A 26,559-nucleotide genomic window follows, 5' to 3' on the forward strand; every position below is an offset into this window, starting at 1 on the left:
AAACACATGAAACAACCAACTAAAATATTCAAAGTAAGTAAACTAGAAAATAAGCAACCAGAACACGCGCTCGTAAACGGATTAGATTTGGTCATTGTAAAATTTGACGAAGATATTTCTGTTCTATACGGCAGATGCCATCATAGAGGAGCATTAATGTCAGACGGTCACGTAGATGGTCAAAATCTAATCTGTGGAGTTCACGGATGGGATTATCGGGTAGATTCAGGCGTTTCTGAATACAATAACTCAGAGGTACTTCATAAATTTTCAACGAAGATCGAAGGTGATGATTTACTTGTAGATGCATTTGAAATAGATGCTTACATAAATAATCATCCACAGCCTTTTAATCGTGATGAATACTTAGGTGCTTATGCAGATACGAATCCAGAAGATACTGAGCCGTACACAGGTCATATAAAAGAACTAGCCAAAAACGGATTAAAAAACCTTGGACATCATGGAGCTTCCGCTTCTATGGGTGTAGATAGAAATACGCTTCCTAAGTGGAATGACATTCAATTTTTGCCAGCGCAATTAGCCACATTACCACTATTAGACGATGTTGATGTTGCCACCAAAGTGATAATTGGTCCAAATGCTAAAAAACCCTTAGCGTTAGACATACCACTTTTTGTAAGTGATATGAGTTTTGGAGCATTATCACGCGAAGCAAAAATAGCGTTGTCAAAAGGAGCAGAACTGGCAGGAACAGGAATTTGCTCTGGAGAAGGCGGAATGTTACCAGAAGAGCAAGCTAATAACTCAAAATATTTTTATGAATTAGCTTCAGCTCAATTTGGTTTCTCTTGGGACAAACTAGACAATGTACAAGCCTTTCATTTCAAAGGTGGACAAGGCGCAAAAACTGGAACAGGCGGTCATTTACCAGGAAACAAAGTAAGTAAAGAAATTGCGGAAGTAAGAGATATTGAAGAAGGTGAAACGGCAATTTCGCCAGCGGCAAATCCAAACTTTCATAACGTGCAAGACTTTAAAGATTTTGCTGAAAAAGTAAGAGAACGCACAGGAGGAATTCCTATCGGATTCAAAATTGCGGCAAGTCATATTGAAAAAGACATTCAATTTGCACTCGATGTAGGTGTAGATTATATCATTCTCGATGGTCGCGGTGGCGGAACAGGTTCTGCACCAACCATTCTAAGAGATCATATCAATGTTCCAACAATTCCAGCATTGGCAAGAGCACGAAAATATATGGACAAAGTTGGCGCAACAAATGTAACTTTAGTAATTACAGGAGGTTTACGTGTTGCCGAAGATTTTTCGAAAGCTTTAATGTTAGGCGCAGATGCAATTGCAGTGTCTAACTCTGCATTGCAAGCAATTGGTTGTTTAGGAATGCGCGCTTGTGGTACGAATAACTGTCCTGTCGGAATTGCGACTCAAAAAGAATCGTTACGCAGTAGAATAATAATTAATTCTTCAGCCAAACAATTGCACAACTTTTTCGATGCCACAAACGATTTAATTAAAGTAGTAGCACGTGCATGTGGTTATGATGATATCTCGAAATTTAATCACGATGACTTGTCAACGTTTAATAAAGAAATGCATCATTTAACAGGAATCAATTACGCAGGAATTGGAGTTAAATAGATAAATAATAAGGGCGTTACCACAACACTTCGACTAAGCTCAGTGCAAGTGGTCAGGCTTTCGGCAGTCGCTCTCTGCGAGGAGCTTCAACAAAGCCTCAATCCTTAACGCAAAAAACAAAACAACCAAAAAGATGAATACAATAGATTTATATGGCGCAGATTGGTGTCCAGATTGCCAAAGAGCAAAAGCCTATTTAAAAGAAAATAATATTGATTTCAATTTCATTGATGTAGATTTAGATAAAGAAGCAACTGCACGAGTAGAAAGCATCAACAATGGGAAACGCATTATCCCAACCATTCTTATCAACGAAAAATCATATACCAATCCAGACAATAGTGTTTTAGCAAACGTATTAGGTATCAATTCGCAAGGGCGCGTTCTTCTATATGGCGCCGACTGGTGTCCAGATTGTCAGCGAGCAAAAAGTTACCTGCAAGATAATAGTATCAATTTTCAATACATAGAAGTTGATAAATACACTTGGGCTACCGAAAAAGTAGAGGAAATTAATAATGGCAAACGTATAATTCCTACCATTTTCATTGGTGATAAAAGTTATACCAATCCAGATAACTCTATCCTAAAAGACGTATTAAACATTGGTGAAGAATCTGAGAAAAAAGTGTACGATAGTATCATTGTTGGTGCTGGAGCAGCAGGATTAACCGCTTCAATTTACATTCAGCGCGATCGTTTCAATTCTTTAATTCTTGAAAAAAAGAATATAGGCGGAAATGCATTTCTAACACAAAAAATTGAAAACTATCCTGGCTTTACAGAAATTTCTGGTCCAAAACTCATGCAACGTATGGCAGAACAAGCCAAAGTATATGGAGCAACAATTGAAACTGGTGTTGAGGTAAAATCCATTTCTAAAAACGGAAACTTATTTCAAATAGATTCTAACATGGGCGAATACCAAAGTAAATCTGTGGTATTGGCATTAGGTTCTACCTATCGAAAATTAGGCATTACCAATGAAGAAGACTTAATAGGAGCTGGCATTCACTTTTGTGCAACCTGTGATGGTGCTTTTTACAGAGACAAAGAAATTCTCGTCATTGGAGGCGGAAACAGTGCTTTAGAAGAAGGCATCTTTTTAGCAGGTTTTTGTAAAAAAGTAACAATTATAAATCGAGGTTCAGCGTTTTCAGCTTCTGAAACCTACATTGAAAAACTACCATCCATAAAAAATATAGAAACACATCTCAACAAAGAATCGTTAGCATTCATCAAAGATGAAAATGATAATTTTAAAGGTTTGGAAGTAAAAGATAAAACCACAGGAGAAACGGAAGAATTAACCGCCGATGGTGCTTTTATCTTTATAGGATTAATTCCTAATACAGATAGTATCAAAGGTTTCATTGAACTTAACAAACAAGGATTTATCACAACAACAGGATTAGGAGAAACAAGTGTTGAAGGCATTTTTGCAGCAGGCGATTGCCGTGAAGGTGCTATTGCACAAGTGGCTGCGGCTACGGGAGAAGGCGTTTTGGCTAGTTATGGAGTAAGACAATATTTTAAATAAAAGTGAAAACAGAGACACTACATACCACATTACATTTTAGCTCTTTTTTCAATATTCTAGAGGATTCTGAAAAGCGTTTGCTGCTATCTATTCTAAAAAGAAGAGAGTTTAAAAAAGGAGACGTAGTATTTTCAGAATCTCAGTGTGCTGCTTCAGTTTATATTTTAGAAAAAGGAAGCGTTACGCTAACCATACCAGGCAGTTACACCATATTTGTTAAACGCGGTGATGTTTTTGGAGAAATTGCGGTTATCAATGATACTGTCAGATTAGGAACAGCAGTATCTAGAACAAATTGTTCCGTTTTAGAATTAAATACAGAGGCACTTTACGATGATAAAATAATTCCTAGTAAAATAGCACTCAAAATAACAAAAGTAATAGCAAAAAAACACAGTTCACTAAAACTCAGACGTTCAGATTTTAGCACGTTAGAGATTATCCAACAAGGTGAATCTGATTTTGTAGAGTTTAAATCTACTCTTCGCTACAATATAATGAGTAAAAAGAAAGACAGTAACATTGAATTAAGTTCATTAAAAACTGTTGCTGCGTTTCTAAATACTTCGGGTGGCACGTTACTTATTGGTGTTGCAGATGATAGTAGTATTCATGGTCTTTCTTTAGACGAATTTGCCAATGATGACAAGCTATTACTGCATTTTACAAATTTATTGAGAGATAAAATAGGTGAAAAAACGTTGGGTCTTGTTCATTATGAAATCGTAACTATCAAAAATGAACAAATCTTACGTGTTGATGTTTCTAAGTCAAATAGTCCTGTGTTTGTTAAATTTCAGAATAACGAATACTTCTATGTGCGTTCAGGACCATCAACCCTAAGTTTAAAGTTTAGTGAGTTCTATAATTATAATTTAAAACACTTTACATAATATGGAGAATTGGTATCTACCTATAACGATTATTCCAGGAATTGGACTCATTATTTTATCGACATCTAATTTAATGGTGGCGTTAACTAATGAACTTGATAAGTTAATTAATACGTGCAAAGACGAAACCATTATAAACCAGAAACTAGCGCAATTAAAATTATTAAATAAAGCTATGGTGTTTTTTTATGTCGCTATTGCTTTATTACTCACTTCAGGAGTAATAGCTGGTATTAATGACATTTACAACGTTTCAACATATTTAGGAATTCTAGCTATCGTTGTATCTACGTTTGGGCTTATTTCATTGATTATATATTCCGTTAGATCTGTGAATATTCATCAAAATCAGTTTAAAAACAGGTCTAATTAAATCAATTAATTTATGAAAAATCAAAAATGGTATAAGGTTTTAGACAATAGAAAAATGCTTCCAGAAGGTCGTGTACAAACGGTAACGGCTGGTCATCAAGGTATTTGTTTAACGCATTATAAAGGAAAATTTTCAGCATTAGATAACAAATGTCCACATCAAGGCGGACCACTTGGAGAAGGTACTATTGAAAACGGAATGTTGCGTTGCCCTTGGCATGGTTGGGATTTTGATCCTTGCAACGGACAATCACCTGGAGGTTTTGATGATGGAATTAAGAATTTTGAAGTAAAGGAAGAAGGCGACGCCATATATGTTGCAATTCCTGAAGAAGCACCACACAAAGAAACGATCTCGGATGTAATGATTGAGACGATGGTTAATTGGGGAATTGATACCGTTTTTGGGATGGTAGGACACAGTAATCTAGCTGTAGCAGATGCTATGAAAAGACAAGAAGAAAAAGGAAAGCTACAATTTTTTGGCATTAGACATGAAGGTGCCGCCGCATTTGCAGCATCAGGTTATGCAAAATTAACGGGGAAACCCGCCGCATGCTTTGGTATTGCTGGTCCAGGTGCGACAAATATGTATACAGGAATGTGGGATGCAAAGGTAGACAGAGCTCCACTTTTAGCACTTTCAGGACAGGTTAATACACAAGTTGTAGGAACAGGCGCTTTTCAAGAAGTAGATTTAGTAAAAGCTTTTGATAGTGTTACCCAATTTAATCATGCAGTACATTTAAACTCTAACCATAGCGAGTTAATGTCTCTAGCAATAAAGACAGCTTTAATAAAAAGAGATGTGGTTCATTTAACCTTTCCAGATGAAGTTGCTTTTACTGAAAAACCAGAAAATGCGAAAGCACAAACGCCAGAAAATAGGCTAACGCCTTTCAATATTTCACCACCAAAAGAAATGGTTGATGAAGCATTGAATTTATTGAATACCGCAAAACGACCAGTTATTATAGTAGGTCATGGCGCGCGTTTTCAAATGGATGCAATTATCGCTTACGCTGAAATATTAAACTGTCCGGTAATTACAACATTTAAAGCAAAAGGATTAATCGCAGATAATCATCCATTAGGTTGTGGCGTGCTAGGAAGAAGTGGCACACCTATAGCTTCTTGGTTTATGAACGAAAGTGATGTATTGTTGGTTTTTGGAGCGTCTTTCTCTAATCATACAGGAATCACACCAAAAAAACCAATCATTCAAGTTGATTTTGATCCAATGGCGTTAAGCAAACATCACAAAGTTGATGTCGCACTTTGGGGAGAAATTTCAGAAACACTCAAACTGATTATTCCACAAACAAAAAATAAGTCAACCAACCAACGAGCTGAAATTGAAAAAAGATGGTCGCTTTGGAAAGAAGAAAAAGAAAGTAGATTAAAAGATTGTGGTGATGGACTCAGCTCAATTTCTGTATTTGATGCAATGAACAAGATTGTACCTGAAGATGCGGTTATCGCTGTTGATGTTGGGAATAACACTTATTCTTTCGGAAGATATTTTGAACCCACAAATCAGTCCGTTTTAATGTCGGGATATTTAGGATCTATTGGTTTTGCTTTACCAGCAGCAATGGGTGCGTGGGCTGCGGAAGGTGATAAAAGACCTATTTGGTCGGTTTCTGGAGATGCTGGTTTGGGTCAGTATTTAGCTGAAATAAATACACTTGTAAAATATAATATGAATATTAAACACATTGTACTTAATAATTCTGAACTAGGGAAAATTTCCAAAGAACAACGTGCTGCGGAAGTTGATGTGTGGCAAACGTCACTAACAAATCCAAGCTTTGCTAAATATGCAGAAAATTGTGGCGCCTTAGGAATTCGAGTTGAAAAACTAGAAGATTTAATTCCAGCTATGAAAAAATTGAATGAATATAACGGACCTGCACTTTTGGAGGTTATAACAGATGTAAACTTAATCTAACACTAAAATAATTAATAACTTAAAAAAACTAAAAATGAAAACATTTAATACAGTAAGTAATTTAATAGCCGCTGGACTTATGCTATTTTTCTCAATTCCAAAATTGATAGGAGTTGAAAAAAGCGTTCAAGGATTTGAACAGTTTCAATCTCTAGTGCCTATAGATCCAACTATTTTTAGAGTATTTACAGGTATTGTGGAACTTACAATAGCAATTCTTCTCATTATTTATACTATCAAAGGCATAAATAATTTAGGGAAATTGGCTTATTTTTTATTATTGGCAACCATGATTGGTGGGTTAACGATGGAATTTTTTGCGAGACCAAAACCAGAAATGATGCTCGTTGTGATCGCAGTACTTCTTTCTGCACTTTCGATATACAAGCTCAAATTATTACTTAAAAAGTAATACAAGTATTCAACGTAAAAGCACAACGCTTTTAAAAATGAAAATATTTTAATTTAAAATTACACATAAAAATGTTACAAAATTTAAAAAACGGAATAGGCGCACAAGGATATGATGTCGTGTCATTTTTTACTGGAAACCCTGAAAAAGGAGACGCGACTTTTGCTTCAAACTATAATGGTGCGAAATATCTTTTTGCTTCATTAAAAAATAAAGAAACATTTGACAAATCTCCTGAATCCTACACTCCAGAATACGGCGGATTTTGTGCTATTGCAATGTCTGAAGGCAAGCAGTTAGATCCTAATCCTAAAAGTTGGGAAGTAAGAGATGGAAAACTATACTTTTTTACTAGAAAACTCTTCGGAATCATTGACGCTAAAAGACAATGGGTTAAAAAACCAGAAGAATTAAGAGCTTTAGCAGATACAGCTTGGGCTAAAATGAATGCATAATGACAAAGCACGATTTTAATCAAGAATCTCTTGAGCTTCACAGAAAACACAAAGGTAAAATTGAAGTAGTTTCAAAAATAGAAGTTACAACAACAGATGACCTTTCCAGAGTATATTCGCCAGGAGTTGCGGCACCATGTTTAGCAATAAAAGAAGATATAAATGAAGCATATAATCTTACCATAAAAGGAAATACCATTGCCGTAGTTTCAGACGGAACAGCGGTACTTGGTCTTGGTAATATTGGTCCAGAAGCAGCAATTCCCGTTATGGAAGGAAAAGCCATGCTTTTTAAGAAATTTGCTAATGTTGATGCATTTCCCATTTGTTTAAATACGACAGTCTCTTCAGAAATTATTGAAACGGTTAAGCGTATTGCGCCAGTTTTTGGAGGCATTAATCTGGAAGATATATCAGCACCTCGAAGTTTTGAAATTGAGTCTGCACTTCAAGATATTGGAATACCTGTATTTCACGATGATCAGCATGGAACAGCAATTGTTGTTCTTGCAGGCATCATAAATAGTTGTAAAGTACTCGGGAAAAATATTTCAGATTTAAAAATCGTCATCAATGGTGCAGGTGCAGCTGGAATAGCTATCTCTCGGTTATTACGATGTATAAGCATTGATCCAGATGTCTGTATGCCTGTTAAGCATGTTTTAGTGTGTGATAGTAAAGGTATTATTCATAAAAACAGAACAAATTTGAATGCTGCTAAAATGGAATTGCTTAACTATTCCAATCCAGAAAATATTGAAGGACATCTAAAAGACGCTGTAAAAGGTGCCGATGTTTTTATTGGTGTAAGCGTTGCAAATATTTTAGCAGCAGAAGATATTGAAGCAATGGCTAAAGATCCTATTATCTTTGCATTGGCAAATCCAAATCCAGAAATAATCCCAGAAGAAGCATTGAAAGGTGGAGCTGCAATAATAGCAACAGGTAGAAGCGACTATCCTAACCAAGTAAATAATGTACTCGTATTTCCTGGTATTTTTCGAGGTGCTCTAGATTGCAGAGCAAAACAAATTACACCAAAAATGAAAATAGCTGCGGCTTACGCTATTGCAGCTTGTGTAAAACATCCAAATAGACAAATGATAATTCCAGAAAGTCTAAATAAAAACATTGCAGCCAAAGTAGCAATTGCAGTACAAAAGGCACATAAAGATTATAAAGAATAAATTATGACTAAAAAAATAAGTTTACGAGATGCTATTTCAATAGGTATTGGTGGTATGGTTGGTGGAGGAATCTTTGCTGTATTGGGACTTGCTGTCTCATTGGCAAAAGGTGGTACTCCAGTTGCGTTTTTATTTGCTGGAATTATTGCTTTACTAACAGCTTATTCGTATGCTAAACTCTCTAAAAAGTATCCAGAAAATGGTGGTACAGTAAAATTTGTACATCACCAATTTGGCAATGGTGTTTTCGCTGGAGGAATCAACAACTTGCTTTGGATAAGTTATATTGTTATGCTGGCACTTTATGCTTCGGCGTTTGGCTCGTATGGCGCAGAACTAATTTCTATTACAGGAGATAAAGGCATTGACGTACACATATTTCAAACGGCAATTCTTATTATTGCTTTACTCATTAATTATTTAAGCGTAAAACTGGTAAGTTCTATTGAATCTGTCTCTGTTATAATTAAACTCACAATTCTTATTGCTTTTATCGGAGTTGGCTTTTATGGGCTTGCTCAGCATCCTGAAAATTTACAACAATTAGCGCCTGAAAATTGGGAAAGCCCTATTTTATTACTTTCAGGAGGTATGGTAATTTTTGTTGCTTATGAAGGTTTTGAGTTGATCGCGAATTCTATTGGCGATTTAAAGGATAAAGAAAAGAATACAGAAAAAGCATATTTTGGTGCTGTAGGTTTTGTTGTAGTTTTATACATTTTGATAGCTATTGTTACCGTTGGAGCATTACCATTTGAACAAATTGCAGATGCTAAGGATTATGTTTTAGCCAAAGCCGCAGAACCTACTTTAGGTCAAATAGGATTTACTATTATTACAATTACTGCGCTTATTTCTACGTTTTCAGCAATAAACGCTACTGTTTTAGGAAGTGGAAGAGTTAACTATGACATTGCAAAAGACAATGAGTTACCACACTATTTTTGTCATAAATTTTGGGGTAAACCTATAGGTTTTTTAGTAACCTCCATCTTTTCTATTGCATTGGTCAATTCATTTAATTTGGAAAGTATTTCAACTGCTGGAAGTGCTGGATTTCTTCTAATTTTTGCTATTGTAAATTATATAGGTTTTAAAAAACATAAAGAATTAAAATCTAAAAAAGTCATTCATTTAATTGCCACCATATTATGTGTTTTAGCATTTGTGACACTAATAGTTCAGCAATCTTCTCAAAATATAGTAGGAGTTAGTGTTGCTTTAGGGATTATAATTGCTTGTTTCTTGCTTGAATTTATATTTCAGAAATTCACTTCTAAGAACGCATAAGCTAATAATTAAGTAGGATATGAAATCAATATTGAATTGGGAGAAAGTTTTAGAGTATAAATATTTAATTGCTCTTTTAAGCGTCTTTAATTTTCTGTTAACACCTATTCATATTGCTCTCAGTGATTTTAATCCTGCGTATGTTGTAGTGATAAACTATACGCTCGTTATTATAAGTAGCTCATTAATCGCTACGATAAAAAGAGCAAAGGTTATTACATATATTCTTGGTTTTCTGATGTTGTTGGTAATATGGTTAGAATTTTCTAATAACTATTCCAAATCAATTTTAATTTGCAGACTGATGTTATCTTTTTTATTATTTGCTTGTTTTTGCATTATACTTATTAGGCAACTTATAGCTATAAAAGAGATTAATCTTCAGTTTATTTTAGGGCCAATTTTAGGCTTTCTCTATTTAGGTATTATTGGAGGTGTATTATTTGAGTTTATTCATTTTTTAGAACCAAGTTCTTTTCAATTAACTAAAGGACATTCTGGCTATAGCTTTTACTATTTTAGTTTCATAAGTATTACCACTGTAGGTTATGGAGATATTACGCCTATAACAGCTCCTGCACAATCTTTAACACTTGTTATGAATGTTATAGGACAATTTTACTTAGCGATAGTTATTGGCGTTTTTGTCGGAAAATATATTAACACAAAATCAAATTAAAATGTTCGAATCTTTCAGTATTATATTTACAATTGCAGCGTTTTTTAATTACATCAATTATAAATGGTTAAAATTGCCAACGACTATTGGTTTAATGATTTTGAGTTTAATCTTAATCATTCCGATTTCCTTTAGTGAAACTGTATTTCCAGAATTATATATATTCTTTTGTGATATCATTGTTAATGCAGATTTCAAAACCCTATTGCTCGATGGTATATTGAGTTTTTTACTCTTCGCAGGTGCATTGCATGTTAACTTGGGTGCACTAGCAAAAGAAAAGAAATCAATTTTTCTATTTGCGACGTTAGGAGTGCTCATTTCTACCTTTATAGTTGGTGGGTTGGTCTTTCTTGGAGCACAATTAATTGGTCTAGATTTACCTTTTCTGCACGCACTTTTGTTTGGTGCTTTAATCTCGCCTACAGATCCAATTGCTGTGATGGCCATTTTAAAACAGGCTAATATTTCTAAAAGTTTGGGTATAAAGATAGAAGGCGAATCTTTATTTAACGATGGTATTGGCGTTGTTGTTTTTTCAGGAATTTTGTTAATTGCTACAGCAACTGGAGAATATAACAATTTAGAAATTGGAGCAGAAATTGGAACACTATTTCTAGAAGAAGCAGTAGGTGGATTACTTTATGGATTAGTGATTGGTTTTATAGGGTTTCAATGCATGCAATCCATAAAAGAGAACCCACAATTGGCAGTAATTATTACTCTTGCTGTAGTTATGGGAGGTACGGCAGGTGCATTTATGCTACATATATCTGCACCATTGGCAATGGTTGTTGCAGGATTACTAATAGGAAACAAAGTGCATGTTGATGAGGATAAAAACCCTTTACAAAAAGCCCTCAATTCATTTTGGGAGATTTTAGATGATGTTTTAAATGGAATTTTATTTGTACTTATTGGGCTTGCAATTCATTTATTAGATTTTAGTACAGGCTATATTTTGTTAGGTATTCTTGCAATTCTAATTGTACTTCTAGCACGATTTATTTCTGTGTTTTTACCATATTCATTATTAAAACACGAAGAAAAAAAACCAATTAAAACAATTGCTATTTTAACTTGGGGAGGATTACGTGGTGGTATTTCTATTGCATTAGCATTAAGCTTAACTCAAGAACTTTCAGGAGATTTAATACTTCATATAACTTACATAACGGTGCTTTTCTCAATAATTGTGCAAGGTTTGAGTATTGGTAAAGTTGTAAAGAAATTATATAAATAAATACAAGAAAAAAAATGAAAAACTTAAAATACGCTTATTTTATAATTGCTGTATTAGTTACAAACTTCTGTTTTGCACAATTGAGCGATTTAGCACGTGTTGACTATACAATTATTCCAAGAAATAATTCAACTATAGAATATAATAGAACAAGAGTTTTATTTAATTACCCCATAAAACTTAAAAAAGAAGGTTCATATTTATTTTTAGGGCTAGATTATAGCAATATTAATTTACAAGCTACAGGAGGTATTGCTGCGGTAGATGATGATATAGATGGATATCAGTTACTCGACCTTAACATAGGCTACACACAACCTTTAAAAAACGATTGGCGATTAGGCGTAAGGCTAACGCCAGGTTTAAGTTCTAATCTAAAAGCCGATGATTTAACTTTGGAAGACATTGTCCTTTCTACTGATATTGTCTTTATTAAAGATAAAACAAAAGATACCTCTGTAAAAACCCCTTGGCGTCTTATTGCAGGTGTATCCTATTCAGGTAATCGAGGATTTCCTTTTCCATTGCCTTTTATAAGTTATTATCGAAGATTTAGTCCAAATTGGTCTTACAATATTGGGGTTCCTAAATCTAATTTACAATATCGTTTTTCTGATAAGCACAGGTTAAAACTATTTGCCCAATTAGATGGCTTTACCTCTAATCTGCAACGTGGCGTACCATTGCTTAACGGAGAAGAAGACGCGCAAAGTATTAATATGTCTCTAATAGTGAGTGGATTGCAATACGAATTTCATATCATAGACCATCTTGAGTTTTATGCAAGAGCCGCTTATATCCTTTCTAGTAATACAGAGTTGAGAAATGAAAATAGAGATACTATATTTGAACTAGATAGCTCCAACACCTTATATATAAGAACAGGTGTAAGGTTCAAAATCTAATAATATGGCATTAAGTACCGAACAATTTTGCAGTAGAGATTTATCTTGCTTATGATTTAATCATTGTGTATTACAAGAGACTGGAGATAGTAGAAATATTTTAAAAAAATAGTTCGTTACTTTCTCAATTCTTAAAAGAGTATTCTATAAAAATTATAAGATGTAAAACATCAGACCAACTTTTATGACACTCATTTCAAACGCTTCACCATCAAGTGTTTTTGTATCATCTTTGAAGAGTTTATTTAAACCATAATACACATGAAAATTCCATGTATTGTAGCCTGCGCTTAAGGTAAGTCCGTATTGCAATCTATTTAAATCGTCGTTGTTAAATTTCAATTTTTCATCATTTCCAACAAATTTAGACGTTCCTGAAAAGATATATCCTACTTTAAATCCACCATAAATACGCCAAAATTCATAGTCTGTTGCCGTTGATGTTCGCCAACGAAATTCAATAGGAAGTTCTATAATATGTGTTCTGAATTTATTTCGCTTGAAACTTTCATCACTGTCAATTGCTTCATAGGTAATTCCGTTATCCGTTTCTGTTGCTTTTAAGTTGTGAAAGTATGAATTGTATGAATATCCGATTCCGATTCCGATAGCTTTGTTTCGCTTTTTATTGATAGGAAAGTCTCTTATGATACCTAAATGCAATCCATTTGACAAGTTATTTTGAGAAATGTCACTAGGTCTATTTTGAAGAATGTTGTATGTAAGACCAATGTAAAACTGATCTTCACGATAGTTGTTATCGGGAAGTGTATCAATTACAACTGCTTTTTCATTTTCTTCTTGTGCAGTAGCATATTGAAATCCCAAAAACGTGAGTAGTATTCCTATGCAGATTTGTTTTGTCATTTCTTTTATGAGTAACGCTAATTTGCGGATATTCTTATCTAAGGTAGTACAAAAAAAGCACTCTTTGCAGAGTGCTTTTTGATATAAAATTTAAGATCTTCTATTATTAATTCTGACTTACATTACCTTTTCTAGTAGTGTAATTGATCTTTAAAGCATTAATTTCACGAAGTTGTTGTTTGATATCTGCTATCAATCCCATATTCGTTTCTTTATCTACTTTTAAAGCAGTAATAGCAACATTTAGATACTCTTGCCCAAGTTCATTATTAATTGTATTGAACCAATAATCTTTGATTTCAGAAACATCAGCAAACTTATCATTTAACTGAATTTTTGCTTGTGTTCCGTATTCTCCTTGGTATCTAGAACTTGGTTTTCCAGCATAAATATAAATTACTTTATCTGTCTTATCAAGCGTTTGTACTTGATTTGCGTATGGTAATTCTTGTTTTACCTTGTAATCGTCTTTCTTAAAGGTTGTTACCGTCATAAAGAAGAACAATAACATAAATACGATATCTGGTAAAGCTGCTGTAGATACTGGTGGCAATTCACCACTTTTTTTCTTTTTAAATTTAGACATAGTAGCTACATTTTTAATTATTAGTTTCTGCTTCAGATATTTTTAAAGGAAACATTTCCTTTATAACTTCCATTTTAGCTTTCAAATCAGATTTTAGCTGTTCGCTAGTTTGTGGATTTGAAGCAATGGAGTCCATAGCTGTATAGTTCATTTTGTACAAGTCTTGCGCTTCTCTATTACGCAAGAAATTGTATGCTCCAACAAGCTCATTTTGTACTGAAATAAACGTACCGTATTCAGTTTCTCTATCATTTCTAACAGAAATAATTGCTTTGTTTGGATGATCCGATGAATCTTCTCTTCTATCTCCTTCACAATAATTACAAGGCTCTCCTTTTTCGTTAGTTCCTCCACCATTATCTAAGAATTTAATAGCGGCTTCACGTAAATCTCCTAAAGCCATTACTTCCTCTTCAACTAGCAAATCATTATTCTTGTTTACTAAAACAGTGAATAAATTTTTCTGCTTAATAATTGGTGGTGTTACTCCTGGAGGTGGCATTGGCGGTAACTTTCTGTTAATACCTGAATCCACTTCAAAAGTTGTAGTTACTAAGAAAAAGATAAGCAGTAAGAATGCGATATCTGCCATAGAACCTGCATTAACTTCTGGTATATTTCTTCTTCCCATAATTATTTATTAAGTGATTTTTTAATTCCAAATCCAACCATTGCTAATATTGCAATTGCGGCTAAAAAGTAAAACATATATATACCCATACCTACAAACTTAGAGGTTTTAGGTGTAATTGAGATGTCTCCCACTTCTAATGGAGTCTCACTAGCTGACACATACGATAGTATTGCAATGATTGCGAATACTGCTAAAGAAATCGCTGACTTCTTTAATGCTTGTGGATTAGTAGCCAAGTTTTTGAGTCCAAAAAATAGTGCTATTGCTGCTGTTACTATAACAAGTATTTCACCAGCTAAGATCATAGTATTTCCTGTATCGCCCGTAAGAATCATGATGTACAGAATAGCACCAATCAACGCTATGACTGCGATTAGGATTGTTAATATTAATTTTAATGATTTCATATTATATAGTATTGTATAAAGTTGACAGTATTATTTCTTGTAACGAACCAATAAATCTATTAAAGAAATAGATGAATCTTCCATATCGTTTACAATACTATCAATCTTAGCAATAATATAGTTGTAGAAAATTTGAAGGATAATACCCACGATAAGACCGAATACAGTCGTTAATAAGGCTACCTGAATAGAACTCGCAATTAACGATGCATCTAATGATCCTACAGCCGCAATTTTATCAAAGGCTTGAATCATACCAATTACCGTTCCCATGAATCCTAACATCGGCGCAATGGCGATGAATAATGAAATCCACGATACGTTTCTTTCTAATTGTCCCATTTGAACACCTCCATAAGCTACAACAGCTTTTTCAGCATTGTCAACTCCTTCATCCATACGGTCTAAACCTTGATAGAAGATAGAGGCAACTGGTCCTTTTGTGTTTCGTGCAACTTCTTTTGCTGCTTCTACACCACCATCTGCTAAAGCGTTCTCAACATTTGCTAATAATTTCTTATTGTTTGTTGATGCCATATTTAAATAAATGATTCTTTCGATACATATTGCCAGTCCTAAAATAAGACATAATAATACAATCCCCATGAATCCTGGTCCACCTTTAATAAAGTAATCCTTTAAAATTTGGTGAAAACCTTGTGAGTCTGCTGCAGTTTGAGATGCATCTTGAGCAGTTGCAACACCTACATTTAAAATCGTTAACATGGCTACAGCCATAATAGAAAATCCTTTTTTCATTTCTCTTGAACTTAAATTTTGTTAGTTAATCGGGTTAAAGATATAAAAAATTTATAATTATTTACGATAAATTTATGCAGAGAGGAAGGGATTCGAACCCTCGATACGGTTATGCCGCATACACACTTTCCAGGCGTGCGCCTTCGACCACTCGGCCACCTCTCTCTATCGTCGAGCAAATAACAAAAAATATTTTAGTTTTTGAAATATATCTTGCTATTTTATGACATTTCGCCTCTTATTGGTGTTTCAAACATAGTTTTAAACACAGAATGGTTTATTTTCCTGCCCAAAAGATACATTAATTTTGTGACTGCGGCTTCAGTTGTGACGTCTTTTCCGCTAATTATTCTCAGTTTTTTTAATGCAACACTCGTTTCGTATTGTCCCATGATCACTTTTCCTCCAGAACATTGTGTTACATTCACAACAATTATGCCTTTTTCTTTGATTTTTCTTAAAAAATCTAAAAACCACGGCTCTGTTGGTGCATTTCCAGCTCCGTAAGTTTCTAAAATGATCGCTTTTAAACTATTTGACGACAGAAATCCTTCCAAACTTGGTAATGTTATGCCTGGAAATAGTTTGATTAATGCAACATTTTCGTCTAGCTTTTTTTGAACTTTAAAGGTTTTTTTCCTCGTTTTTGGCAATAAATTTTCTTTAAAAACTTTTAAATGTACGCCAGATTCTGCTAAAGGAGGATAATTTAAAGAGGCAAATGCTTCAAAATGTTCCGCATTTATTTTAGTAGTTCTGTTTGCTCTGTACAATTTATATTCAAAATAGAGCCCAACTTCAGTAATTTGTGGATTCCCGTTTTTATCTCTCAGAGAAGCAATTTGAATAGACGTAATTAGATTTTCTTTGGCATCTGTTCGCAAATCACCAATTGGCAACTGAGAACCTGTAAAAATTACAGGTTTTGCTAAGTTTTCCAACATAAAACTCAATGCAGAAGCTGTATAACTCATTGTATCACTTCCGTGTAATACCACAAAACCATCAAATGCTTCATAGCGTTCTTCTATTATTTCTGCTAGTTGAATCCAATATCCTGTATTCATATTAGAAGAATCTATCGGATTGTCAAAAGCGACCGTTTCTATGTCACAATCTAAGTGAGAAAGCTCTGGAATACGCTCTAAGAGTTTGTCAAAATCAAAAGCACGCAAAGCTCCCGTTTCGAAATCCTTGATCATTCCGATCGTTCCACCTGTATATATGAGTAAAATAGTTGGTTGTGTCATAGGTTTGGTTAGTTGGTTGTATCAGTTATCAGTTATCAGTTATCAGTTATCAGTTATCAAAAATATTTTAAGTTAGATTCCGAAAACTGCTTTTGAGTTTTCCGTAGTAACACGCGCCACTTCAGTTTTGGTTAGTTGATAGATGGTTGCAACTTTTTCCAGCACATTCATTACATAACTACTTTCGTTTCGTTTGCCTCTGTATGGCGTTGGCGCTAAATATGGCGAATCGGTTTCTAAAACAATATGTTCTAACGGAATTTCGTTTAAAAATTTATCAATTTTACCATTCTTGAAAGTCACGACACCACCAATTCCTAGTTTCATGTTGTAGCCAATTGCTTGTTTTGCCTGTTCTTTTGTGCCAGTAAAGCAATGAAATATTCCGAATAAATCGTCACTTTTTTCTTTTTCTAATACTTCAAAAACCTCATCAAACGCATCTCTACAGTGAATTACAATTGGAAGTTTATATTTTTTAGCTAGTTGAATTTGATATTGAAATGCTTCTTGTTGTTGTGGCAAGAATGTTTTGTCCCAATATAAATCGATTCCAATTTCACCAATTGCATAGAATTTTCGTCTTGCTAATAGTTCGGAAACATGCGCCAATTCTTCTTTGTAATTTTCTTTTACATGTGTTGGATGCAATCCTGACATGAGAAATACTTCATTAGGATAGTCTTTTTCAAGTTGAAACATGCGTTCCGTGTAGGCTGAATCTATTGCTGGTACAAAAAATCGTGTTACACCATTATTGATAGCGCGTTGCATCATATCATTTCTATCTTCATCAAATGCTTCACTATATAAGTGTGTATGTGTATCTGTAATTATCATGCCGTAAAAATAGTATTTCAATGGAAGTATGCATAGCTTCTTTTTAAAAAGTATGACAAATTTTTATCATTTTCATAGCGCTTGTCACTTCTTGCCTGACAATAATAACATTTATAATGTTTAGGCATAGGATTTGATTTGTATTTTAGCACAAATTGATATTACTTTTTATATATGAAAAAGAGTTTGCGAAAGTTTTTACTTGATAAAGGATATCAGCGCATTAAGCTGAATAGAATTAACACAAATCATTATGAAGTGAAAGCAAAGATTAATGGGATTGAAGGAAGTTTTATTTTAGATACTGGTGCTTCTACTTCATGTGTTGGTTTTGAAGCTGTTGAAACATTTAATTTGATTGCGAAAGCTTCAAAAATTAAAGCCGCTGGTGCTGGTGCTATTAATATGGAAACTCAAATTTCTAAAAAGAATACGGTTTCTTTAGGAAAATGGTCTAAACAACGTATTGCGTTGGTGCTTTTTAATTTAGATCATGTAAATACTGCTTTAACACAACATGAAGCGCAACCTGTACACGGAATTATTGGTGCTGATATTTTGAGAAAAGGAAAAGCTGTGATTGATTATGATAAGAATTGTTTGTATTTGAAATAGTGAGTTGTGAGTTGTGAGTTGTGAGTTAAAATGAATTAATTATAGTGAAATACTATCTATTTTGAACTAAAAGCTATCCTTTAATCTTTCAATCTAAAAAATATTGATGTTAGAACATAGAATAGAGAAAATAGAATCTTCTTTGTATTTTACTATTCAAACTGCAAACAAAAAACATCTTTGAGTCTTTGAATTAAGCCACACTGGCTTTGAAAAGTTGAGTTTTTAACTAGAAGATGACATTGAAAAAGACTCCGTTCGGCAACGGAGTTAATTCAACTAACAACTTTACACGCGCCATTCTGGCTTTGAAAAGTTGAGTTTTTAACTAAAAGATGACATTGAAAAAGACTCCGTTCGGCAACGGAGTTAATTCAACTAACAACTTTACACGCACCATTCTGGCTTTGAAAAGTTGAGTTTTTAACTAAAAAGATAACATTGAAAAAGACTCCGTTCGGCAACGGAGTTAATTCAACTAACAACTTTACACGCGCCATTCTGGCTTTGAAAAGTTGAGTTTCATTAAAAAAACAGGTGATTTCACGTATAAATAGCAACTTATTTTTTTGGAATTTTACATCATTCTAATATAAACCCTGTTTTGATATGAATTCCCTAGCTCAAAATAACAGACGAACAATTATTTTATTTATTATCCAAGCTATTTTATTAGTCGCGGGTTTCTGCGTTAACGCGTATGCGCTATTGTAACTGGCTGATATTGAACTTTATCAAGTGTTACTTTTTGTTGTTGCTTATATAGTTTTACAACTTTAACTGAGCACGCTTCATTTGGCTCACCATAATTTCTGTATACAGTATATTTTAAATACGTAGGATTGAATGGTTTTTCATTTTCCAATGTTTTTATGTTCACAACCCATTCGCCTGCATTATTGACGTCGTCTATTATAAATTCTTTCATCTGATAGCCATTTTTCACTTCATCAAGCATTCGTTCTTTGTTTGCGGCTACAGAATGTTCCCATTTGTAAAATTTATTTTTAGGATTTACGAATTGAAATTCAAATTCGGTATCAACTTCATTCCATTCTATTACTATTCGCACATCATATTTAAAGGTTGCTGTAAGCATGTTTGTTGGTATTTCGTCGTACTCAAGATTAACTCGATGTCTGCGTAGCAATTGCTGAATTTCGCTTACAAGCGGCTTATCCAAGCCTGAAAAGTTTATATTTTCATAGGAATTTGTCAACATTTTTACATATAAATTCAACGATTCTTGATAGTTTCCTGTTCGTTTATATATCACTGCTAAGTCACGATACGATTGTGCCGAATTTGGCAAAAGTGTTGCAATTCGCTGATACACATGTTTTGCTTTTTCAAACTGATTCGCTTCTTCCAACTTGTAGGCTAATGTTTTCAACGCTTTCGGATTGTTTCCTGCAATTTTTTCAATGTTTGCGACAATTTCGACTGCTTTTTTAGGATTCCATTTTTTGAAATAATCAGAAACATCTACATAATAAGGTATGTTTTGATGTTTGGCTTTTCGCGATTGTACATTGTAGATTGACAAAGCTTCTTCGTAAGTACTCGCCGTTTGAAGTTCGGCTAAATAATGAGTCGTTTCTTTTTCTGAAATCATAGGAATCGACTCTTTATAATCATTTCCTGTTACTAATACTGAATTGATTGTACTTCCGTTTTCGTCCGTTGAGATGAATCTGTTTTTAGAGGTAATCAACATAGCTGGTCTTCCACCATACAAAACAGTTCTTGACAAAGAGCGTACAACTACAATATTATCAACTGTATTGACATTGATATCATTTATATCGCCATAAAATGGATTTCCGTCATAAAAAACAAGCACTTCTTTTCCTCTTAATCTCATTATTGTTTGTCCTGCACGTAATGGAGTTTTACTTTTTGCTACACCAAAACTATTTCCCGCAAGAACACTCGGGCCAGAATTTCCTTGTATCGAATTAATTTGCAATCCAGCAATGCGTCCACTTAAAACATTTGTAATATTGATACGATGCCAACCAATATCTTCTGATTTTATTACAGATCCTAACCCATAAGAATCAATATCTACCATCCCAAATCCGCTATCAACATAGCGTTTTTTCTTTTTCTCCTTTTTTCCTTCAAGCAAAACTGCATCTAGCAATTCGCCACTTGAAGTTAGTTTTATGTGTATTGGGTTTTCATTTTTTATTACAACCTCATACGGATTCATCCCAATAAAATCTACTTGCAAAATATCACCAATTTCAGCATCAATTATAAACGTTCCATCCACATTAGTTTGTGTTTCCGTAAAGGTGTTTTTTACACGAACTATAGCATTCTGAACCGTTTGTTTTTCTTCATTATAAATGGTTCCTGAAATTGTATTCTGAAATTTTTCTACTTTTTTAGGAGATAGATATATGCTGTTTGTTTTGGAAAGATAGTTACTCAACTTTGACACATCTACCGTAAGGGAATTGTAATTTAATGCTTGAAACTGAAAGGTATCTGCTGAATTTACATACGCATCATCATATATAATTGTAAATTGTCCAAGCGAATTAGTAACACCTTTAATATCCTTGCCAACACAATGAATGTTTGCATGCGGAATAGGTTTTTTGGTTTCGGCATCCAACACAAATGCATCAAGTGTAACGTTGTATTGTGCAAAAATGGTGGTACTGAATAAAAGTGAAATAATAAAGAAGATGTTTTTCATAATCGGTTGGTTTAGTACTTTATTCGCGACAGCTAGAAAGTGGTATTGGTATTACAATTTACGAAAAATCAGTGAGTTTTATGTTAAAGAAAAATCAATATTAACTTCCGAAAAACTGAGTTAAAGAAAAAAGCCGTTACAATAGATGCAACGGCTTTCTGAATATATTTTTTGATTGGATTATAATTCCAATGCTCTTTTTACATTGTTATCCATTAGTAATTCCGTTGGATTTTCTAGTGCTTCTTTTACAGCTACTAAGAATCCTACAGATTCTTTTCCATCAATGATTCTGTGATCATATGACAATGCAACATACATAATTGGAAGAATTACCACTTGTCCATTAACAGCCATTGGTCTTTCTACAATATTGTGCATTCCTAAGATTCCAGATTGTGGCGGATTGATAATTGGTGTTGATAACATACTTCCGAAAACTCCACCATTTGATATGGTAAATGTTCCACCTGTCATTTCATCAACGGTAATTTGTCCGTCACGCGCTCTGATTGCTAATCGCTTTACTTCAGCTTCTACGCCTCTAAACGATAAGTTTTCTGCATTTCTAATTACAGGAACCATGAGTCCTTTTGGTCCAGAAACTGCAATACTAATGTCACAGAAATCATAACTGATCATTTCTTTTCCATCAATCATTGAGTTTACTGCCGGATATAGTTTTAAGGCTCTTACAATAGCTAAAGTAAAGAAAGACATGAATCCTAAACTTACACCATGCTTTGCTTTAAACGTTTCTTTGTATTCTTTACGCAATTCAAAAATTGGCGCCATGTTAACTTCATTGAATGTCGTTAGCATTGCCGTTTCATTTTTAGCAGCTACCAAACGTTCCGCAACTTTTCTACGTAACATTGATAGTTTTTTGCGCTCGCTTCCACGCGTTCCACCAGATGGAGTTCCCATACTTGGTTGTGCGTTTGCGGCGTCATCTTTTGTAACACGTCCGTCTTTTCCTGTTCCTTTTACTTCATTTGCGGCAATTCCTTTTTCAGCTAGTATTTTCTTAGCTGCTGGAGAAGCGCTTCCTGAAGCATATGTTTTTGCAGGTTCGGTAGCTTTTGGCGTTTCTTCCTTTTTAGGCGCTTCTGCTTTTGGTGCTTCCGCTTTCTTTTCTTCTTTTGGAGCGTCTCCACTTGGAGCAGCAGCACTTGTATCAATTAAACAAACTACTTGTCCAACTTCAACGGCATCGCCTTCTTCTGCTTTTAAGGTGATTGTTCCACTAGCTTCTGCTGGCAATTCTAAGGTTGCCTTATCAGAATCAACCTCAGCAATTGCTTGGTCTTTTTCTACGTAATCGCCATCTTGTACTAACCATTCTGCAATTTCTACTTCTGTGATTGATTCTCCTGGCGAAGGAACTTTCATTTCTAAAATCATCGTGTTCTATATTTTAGTTTTTATTTTATTTTTATTGGGGCGTTCACTTCGACTTCGCTCAGTGACCACTGTTATATTACTGGATATTGCTGACTTGCTTTAGTTGAACATTGAGCTAAGTCGAAATGCTATCCTTAACGCATATTATCTTTAGTTTTATCAAAAACGTATGCAATTACTTCTTTATGACGACGGTTTGAACGCACTGCACTTCCAGCCGCTGGCGCGCCATAAAATCTTCTTGAAGCAACTCTGAAAGTTTTAGCTTCGTCTAAATGCATTAATAAATGACTGTACGCGCCCATATTTCTTGGTTCTTCTTGTGCCCAAACAATATCGTCTGCGTTTGTATATTTTGCTATTACTTCTTTTATTTTTGTTTTCGGCAACGGGAATAATTGCTCTAATCGAACTAGCGCCACATCTTCTCTACCTTGATCTTCTCGTTCTTTATGTAAATCGTAATAAAATTTACCTGTACAGAATACGACTGTTTTTACCTTATCAACTTTTACTGCAGCATCATCAATTAACGTTTGGAAACTTCCGTTAGCAAAATCGTCAACAGTTGATACTGCCGCTGGAAGACGTAGTAAACTTTTAGGAGTAAATACAATTAATGGTTTTCTAAAGTTTGCTTTCATCTGACGACGTAACAAGTGATAGAAGTTGGCTGGCGTTGTACAATCGGCAATATACATATTGTCTTTTGCACACATTTGTAAATACCGTTCCATACGCGCTGATGAATGTTCTGCACCTTGTCCTTCGTATCCGTGTGGCAATAGTAATACCAATCCGTTTTGTGTTTTCCATTTATCTTCTGCCGAAGATATGTATTGGTCAATCATAATTTGCGCTCCATTACTGAAATCTCCAAATTGTGCTTCCCAAATTGTTAGTGTATTTGGACTTGCCATGGCGTATCCGTAATCAAATCCTACGACACCATATTCTGACAAGAACGAGTTGTAGATGTAAAAATTGCCTTGATTTTCTCCTACATTGTCTAGCAACTTAATTTCTTCTTCTGACGCTTCAACTTTTACAACTGCATGTCTGTGCGAGAACGTTCCTCTTTCTACATCTTGTCCAGAGATACGTACATCAAAACCTTCTTGTAGTAATGATCCGTATGCTAGCATTTCTCCCATTCCCCAATCGATTGCATTCTTTTCAAAAAACATATCATGTCGGTCAGAAACAATACGATCAATTTTTCGCAAGAACTTTTTATCTTCTGGCAATTTAGAAACAACTTTTGCAATTCCTTCTAGTTTTTCTTTCGGATATGAAGTGTCAATATCTTTTGCCATTTCATGTTCATCAACTCGGTTAAATCCGCTCCAAGTATCTTGCATGAATGGTGTAATGACTGTTTTTTCTTCTTTACGAGAATCTTCAAGTTTTTCTTCTAATTTGTCTTTGTATGCTTTTTCTAATCCTTTTACATAGGAATCATCAATAATCCCTTGCTCAATTAGTTTAGCCGCATAAATATCTCGTGTGTTTTTATGATGCTTGATTGCTTTGTATAACTTCGGTTGTGTAAATCGCGGTTCGTCACCTTCATTGTGTCCGTAACGACGATATCCTAGTAAGTCAATAAATACATCACGCTTAAATGTCATTCTGTATTCTAGTGCAAACAAAGCTGCATGTACAACTGCTTCTGGAGCATCTGCATTTACGTGTAATACTGGCGATAGTGTTACTTTTCCAACATCTGTACAGTATGTTGACGAACGTGCATCTAAGTAGTTTGTAGTAAATCCGACTTGATTGTTTACGACTATATGAATAGTTCCGCCTGTTTTGTAACCATCAAGTTGAGACATTTGTACAATTTCGTATACCAAGCCTTGTCCGGCAATTGCCGCATCACCATGAATTACAATGGGTAATACTTTTGAGAAGTCATCCGCATGAAAACGATCTTGTTTTGCTCTTGCAATTCCTTCTACTACTGCACCAACAGTTTCTAAATGTGAAGGATTTGGCGCAATATTCATGCTTATTTTTTTCCCTGTATCTGTTTCACGATCAGAAGTGAGACCTAAATGATATTTTACATCACCATCAAAGATTGCTTCCGCATAGTCTTTTCCGTCAAACTCACTGAATATATTTTTTGCAGATTTGCCAAAGAGGTTTGTTAATACATTTAAACGACCTCTGTGAGCCATTCCTAAAATGAAATCTTGCACACCTTTTTCTGCTGCTTTTTCAACTACAGCATCCAATGCAGGAATTAGCGATTCGCCACCTTCGAGTGAGAATCGTTTTTGACCTACATATTTTGTGTGTAAGAAACTTTCAAACGAAACAGCTTCGTTTAGCTTTTTGAGAATGTGCTTTTTTTCATCTGCTGAAAAGCTTGGATGATTGTCACTTTCGTTCAGTTTTTGCTGAATCCACTCAATTTGCTCTGGCTTTCTGATATACATATATTCCACACCAATTGATTCGCAATAAATACGAACTAAGTGTGAAACGATGTTTTGCAATGTTGTTTTTCCAAGTCCTAATATTTCGCCAGCTTCAAATGATTTATTCAAATCGGTGTCTGATAAACCAAAGTTTTCCAGTGCTAATGTAGGCTCGTATTTTCTTCGTTCCCGTACTGGGTTTGTTCTTGTAAATAAATGACCACGTGTACGATATGCATCAATAAGTTTTACTACTTGAAACTCTTTTTTTACATTTTCTGGCACCACTATTTGCGGAGCCGCTACAGTTGGAGCGTCTTGCTCTTCTCCATAACTTTCTGTTCCAAAGTCGTATCCTTGAAAGAAAGCACGCCAACTTGGTTCAATGCTATCAGGGTTTTGTAAATATTGATCGTATAATTCAGCAAAGTATGCCGTATGTGCTGCATTTAAAAAGGAAAATCTATCCATGTTTTTTTCTTCCTGTCTTGTTTTGACAAAATTTTATCAAAAATACAACTTTTGTAAAAAACACATCATATCTTTTACATATATTTATATGATAATTATTTAAGATTTTAACAGAAATGAGAGATTCTAATTTTTTCCACCCTAAAAATATTGTATTCGTAATTTTTATGTGTTTGTTTTCATGTTTATGTTTTGGACAATCAAATGTACCATCACAAGGAAGTGATTTTTGGCGCAATGTTCGTTTTGGTGGCGGTGTTGGATTGAGTTTTGGAAATAATATTTTTAGTGCAACTGTAGCTCCGAGTGCTATTTATGATTTTGATGCACAGTTTGCCGCTGGTGTTTCTTTAAGTTACACCTATTTTAAGGATGATGATTTTTTTAAATCGACTATTGTTGGTGGAAGTTTTATAGGCTTGTATAATCCTTTGCGGGAAATTCAACTTTCTACAGAGTTTGAGTATATGAATGTGAGTCGTGATTTTGACGATCCAATTTTTATAGATGATAATTATTGGCAGCCAGCCGTGTTTTTTGGTATTGGATATACTACAAATAATATTACCGTTGGTGTTCGGTATAATGTGCTACACGATGATGATAAGAGCATTTATGCAGATGCGTTGGTACCGTTTTTTAGAGTTTATTTTTAAACCAAACTTTTTGCCATTCGCGTTGCAACAATAGAAAAGCAACTTGTTCTGAAAGTTCTACAACATCCGAACCATCAAGCGCTTTTATTTTAGCTTCCGACACATCCATGATGTATAATAGATTGAGGTATTCCGCAAATTTTTCTTGAATTAACTGATATACAGTTGCATGCAACTCTTTTTTGAGTGTTTCTGGCGAAATTGTAGCTGAGAACGATTCTTCAATGTTAGCTAAAGTAAAGTCTTTGTTTAGTTGTGTAATTAGTTTTTCATACAATTCTTCTTTTGTGGCATCTACTAATAAAGCTTCTATGTGTTCATATTTTTTTAGCATGCAACGAAGGTAACTAATTCTTATATAATTTCGCAATTTGCTTAACT

General features: G+C 34.3%; 25 protein-coding genes and 1 tRNA gene. 14 read left to right on the forward strand and 12 right to left on the reverse strand.

Annotated features, from left to right (window positions below; translation table 11 throughout):
* Window positions 1-6 precede the first annotated feature (6 nt).
* The 12 genes from ACQ654_RS11365 to ACQ654_RS11420 all read left to right on the forward strand — a co-directional run bounded on the left by ACQ654_RS11365 (window position 7) and on the right by ACQ654_RS11420 (window position 12,550).
* Window positions 7-1,623 carry a glutamate synthase-related protein gene (locus tag ACQ654_RS11365; protein ID WP_430410451.1) on the forward strand — a complete coding sequence of 539 codons (1,617 nt, stop codon included), beginning with the start codon at window positions 7-9 and terminating at the stop codon, window positions 1,621-1,623.
* Window positions 1,624-1,723: 100 nt separating this feature from the next.
* Window positions 1,724-3,163 carry an FAD-dependent oxidoreductase gene (locus ACQ654_RS11370; protein ID WP_430413023.1) on the forward strand — a complete coding sequence of 480 codons (1,440 nt, stop codon included), beginning with the start codon at window positions 1,724-1,726 and terminating at the stop codon, window positions 3,161-3,163.
* Between the two features lie 2 nt (window positions 3,164-3,165).
* Window positions 3,166-4,056: an RNA-binding domain-containing protein gene (locus ACQ654_RS11375; RefSeq protein ID WP_430410452.1), complete on the forward strand. Its 891-nt coding sequence runs from the start codon at window positions 3,166-3,168 to the stop codon at window positions 4,054-4,056.
* Between the two features lies 1 nt (window position 4,057).
* Window positions 4,058-4,429: a hypothetical protein gene (locus ACQ654_RS11380; protein WP_430410453.1), complete on the forward strand. Its 372-nt coding sequence runs from the start codon at window positions 4,058-4,060 to the stop codon at window positions 4,427-4,429.
* Window positions 4,430-4,441: 12 nt separating this feature from the next.
* Window positions 4,442-6,379 (forward strand): thiamine pyrophosphate-binding protein, encoded by a 1,938-nt coding sequence (locus ACQ654_RS11385; RefSeq protein WP_430410454.1) that lies wholly within the window; start codon window positions 4,442-4,444, stop codon window positions 6,377-6,379.
* A 34-nt stretch (window positions 6,380-6,413) separates the two neighbouring features.
* Window positions 6,414-6,791: a DoxX family protein gene (locus ACQ654_RS11390; RefSeq protein WP_430410455.1), complete on the forward strand. Its 378-nt coding sequence runs from the start codon at window positions 6,414-6,416 to the stop codon at window positions 6,789-6,791.
* A gap of 71 nt (window positions 6,792-6,862) precedes the next feature.
* Window positions 6,863-7,246 (forward strand): YHS domain-containing (seleno)protein, encoded by a 384-nt coding sequence (locus ACQ654_RS11395; protein WP_430410456.1) that lies wholly within the window; start codon window positions 6,863-6,865, stop codon window positions 7,244-7,246.
* The gene (locus ACQ654_RS11400) at window positions 7,246-8,433 is read left to right on the forward strand and encodes an NAD(P)-dependent malic enzyme (protein ID WP_430410457.1); all 1,188 of its coding nucleotides are present in this window, start codon (window positions 7,246-7,248) and stop codon (window positions 8,431-8,433) included. The genes ACQ654_RS11395 and ACQ654_RS11400 overlap by 1 nt, the downstream gene beginning before the upstream one ends.
* Window positions 8,434-8,436: 3 nt before the next feature.
* Entirely contained in the window at window positions 8,437-9,723 is a 1,287-nt protein-coding gene (locus ACQ654_RS11405) for an APC family permease (RefSeq protein WP_430410458.1), read from the forward strand.
* Window positions 9,724-9,742: 19 nt separating this feature from the next.
* Entirely contained in the window at window positions 9,743-10,402 is a 660-nt protein-coding gene (locus ACQ654_RS11410; protein WP_430410459.1) for an ion channel, read from the forward strand.
* Between the two features lies 1 nt (window position 10,403).
* Complete coding sequence (locus ACQ654_RS11415; protein WP_430410460.1) at window positions 10,404-11,645, forward strand: cation:proton antiporter; 1,242 nt, start codon at window positions 10,404-10,406, stop codon at window positions 11,643-11,645.
* A 14-nt stretch (window positions 11,646-11,659) separates the two neighbouring features.
* Window positions 11,660-12,550, forward strand: a complete 891-nt coding sequence (locus ACQ654_RS11420) for a DUF6268 family outer membrane beta-barrel protein (RefSeq protein ID WP_430410461.1) — start codon at window positions 11,660-11,662, stop codon at window positions 12,548-12,550.
* A 153-nt stretch (window positions 12,551-12,703) separates the two neighbouring features.
* Here ACQ654_RS11420 and ACQ654_RS11425 read toward each other — a convergent pair whose 3' ends face one another.
* The 8 genes from ACQ654_RS11425 to ACQ654_RS11460 form a co-directional block, all read right to left on the reverse strand.
* The gene (locus ACQ654_RS11425; protein WP_430410462.1) at window positions 12,704-13,417 is read right to left on the reverse strand and encodes a porin family protein; all 714 of its coding nucleotides are present in this window, start codon (window positions 13,415-13,417) and stop codon (window positions 12,704-12,706) included.
* 106 nt (window positions 13,418-13,523) lie between these two features.
* A complete protein-coding gene (locus ACQ654_RS11430; RefSeq protein ID WP_430410463.1) occupies window positions 13,524-14,003 on the reverse strand; it encodes an ExbD/TolR family protein in 480 nt (159 codons plus the stop codon).
* A gap of 13 nt (window positions 14,004-14,016) precedes the next feature.
* The gene (locus tag ACQ654_RS11435) at window positions 14,017-14,634 is read right to left on the reverse strand and encodes an ExbD/TolR family protein (protein ID WP_430410464.1); all 618 of its coding nucleotides are present in this window, start codon (window positions 14,632-14,634) and stop codon (window positions 14,017-14,019) included.
* Between the two features lie 2 nt (window positions 14,635-14,636).
* Entirely contained in the window at window positions 14,637-15,044 is a 408-nt protein-coding gene (locus ACQ654_RS11440; protein WP_430410465.1) for a hypothetical protein, read from the reverse strand.
* 30 nt (window positions 15,045-15,074) lie between these two features.
* A complete protein-coding gene (locus tag ACQ654_RS11445) occupies window positions 15,075-15,803 on the reverse strand; it encodes a MotA/TolQ/ExbB proton channel family protein (RefSeq protein WP_430410466.1) in 729 nt (242 codons plus the stop codon).
* Window positions 15,804-15,880: 77 nt separating this feature from the next.
* Window positions 15,881-15,968, reverse strand: a tRNA-Ser gene (locus ACQ654_RS11450).
* 56 nt (window positions 15,969-16,024) lie between these two features.
* Window positions 16,025-17,053, reverse strand: coding sequence for an asparaginase (locus ACQ654_RS11455; RefSeq protein ID WP_430410467.1), 1,029 nt, complete (start codon window positions 17,051-17,053; stop codon window positions 16,025-16,027).
* Between the two features lie 72 nt (window positions 17,054-17,125).
* Window positions 17,126-17,893, reverse strand: coding sequence for a TatD family hydrolase (locus ACQ654_RS11460; protein WP_430410468.1), 768 nt, complete (start codon window positions 17,891-17,893; stop codon window positions 17,126-17,128).
* A gap of 174 nt (window positions 17,894-18,067) precedes the next feature.
* Between ACQ654_RS11460 and ACQ654_RS11465 the strand changes: the two genes are divergently transcribed.
* Window positions 18,068-18,508, forward strand: a complete 441-nt coding sequence (locus ACQ654_RS11465; RefSeq protein WP_430410469.1) for a retropepsin-like aspartic protease — start codon at window positions 18,068-18,070, stop codon at window positions 18,506-18,508.
* A gap of 691 nt (window positions 18,509-19,199) precedes the next feature.
* On the opposite strand, the gene ACQ654_RS11470 is transcribed toward ACQ654_RS11465, so the two are convergent.
* The 3 genes from ACQ654_RS11470 to ACQ654_RS11480 form a co-directional block, all read right to left on the reverse strand.
* Window positions 19,200-21,218 carry a carboxypeptidase-like regulatory domain-containing protein gene (locus ACQ654_RS11470; RefSeq protein ID WP_430410470.1) on the reverse strand — a complete coding sequence of 673 codons (2,019 nt, stop codon included), beginning with the start codon at window positions 21,216-21,218 and terminating at the stop codon, window positions 19,200-19,202.
* A 180-nt stretch (window positions 21,219-21,398) separates the two neighbouring features.
* A complete protein-coding gene (gene odhB / locus ACQ654_RS11475) occupies window positions 21,399-22,622 on the reverse strand; it encodes a 2-oxoglutarate dehydrogenase complex dihydrolipoyllysine-residue succinyltransferase (protein WP_430410471.1) in 1,224 nt (407 codons plus the stop codon).
* 134 nt (window positions 22,623-22,756) lie between these two features.
* A complete protein-coding gene (locus ACQ654_RS11480) occupies window positions 22,757-25,522 on the reverse strand; it encodes a 2-oxoglutarate dehydrogenase E1 component (RefSeq protein WP_430410472.1) in 2,766 nt (921 codons plus the stop codon).
* A 116-nt stretch (window positions 25,523-25,638) separates the two neighbouring features.
* Between ACQ654_RS11480 and ACQ654_RS11485 the strand changes: the two genes are divergently transcribed.
* Window positions 25,639-26,178, forward strand: coding sequence for an alpha-ketoglutarate decarboxylase (locus tag ACQ654_RS11485; protein ID WP_430410473.1), 540 nt, complete (start codon window positions 25,639-25,641; stop codon window positions 26,176-26,178).
* Here ACQ654_RS11485 and ACQ654_RS11490 read toward each other — a convergent pair.
* Entirely contained in the window at window positions 26,162-26,512 is a 351-nt protein-coding gene (locus ACQ654_RS11490) for a hypothetical protein (RefSeq protein WP_430410474.1), read from the reverse strand. The genes ACQ654_RS11485 and ACQ654_RS11490 overlap by 17 nt on opposite strands.
* Between the last annotated feature and the right edge of the window lie 47 nt (window positions 26,513-26,559).

It is taken from the genome of Kordia sp. (assembly GCF_965283645.1).
Classification (GTDB): Bacteria; Bacteroidota; Bacteroidia; order Flavobacteriales; family Flavobacteriaceae; genus Kordia.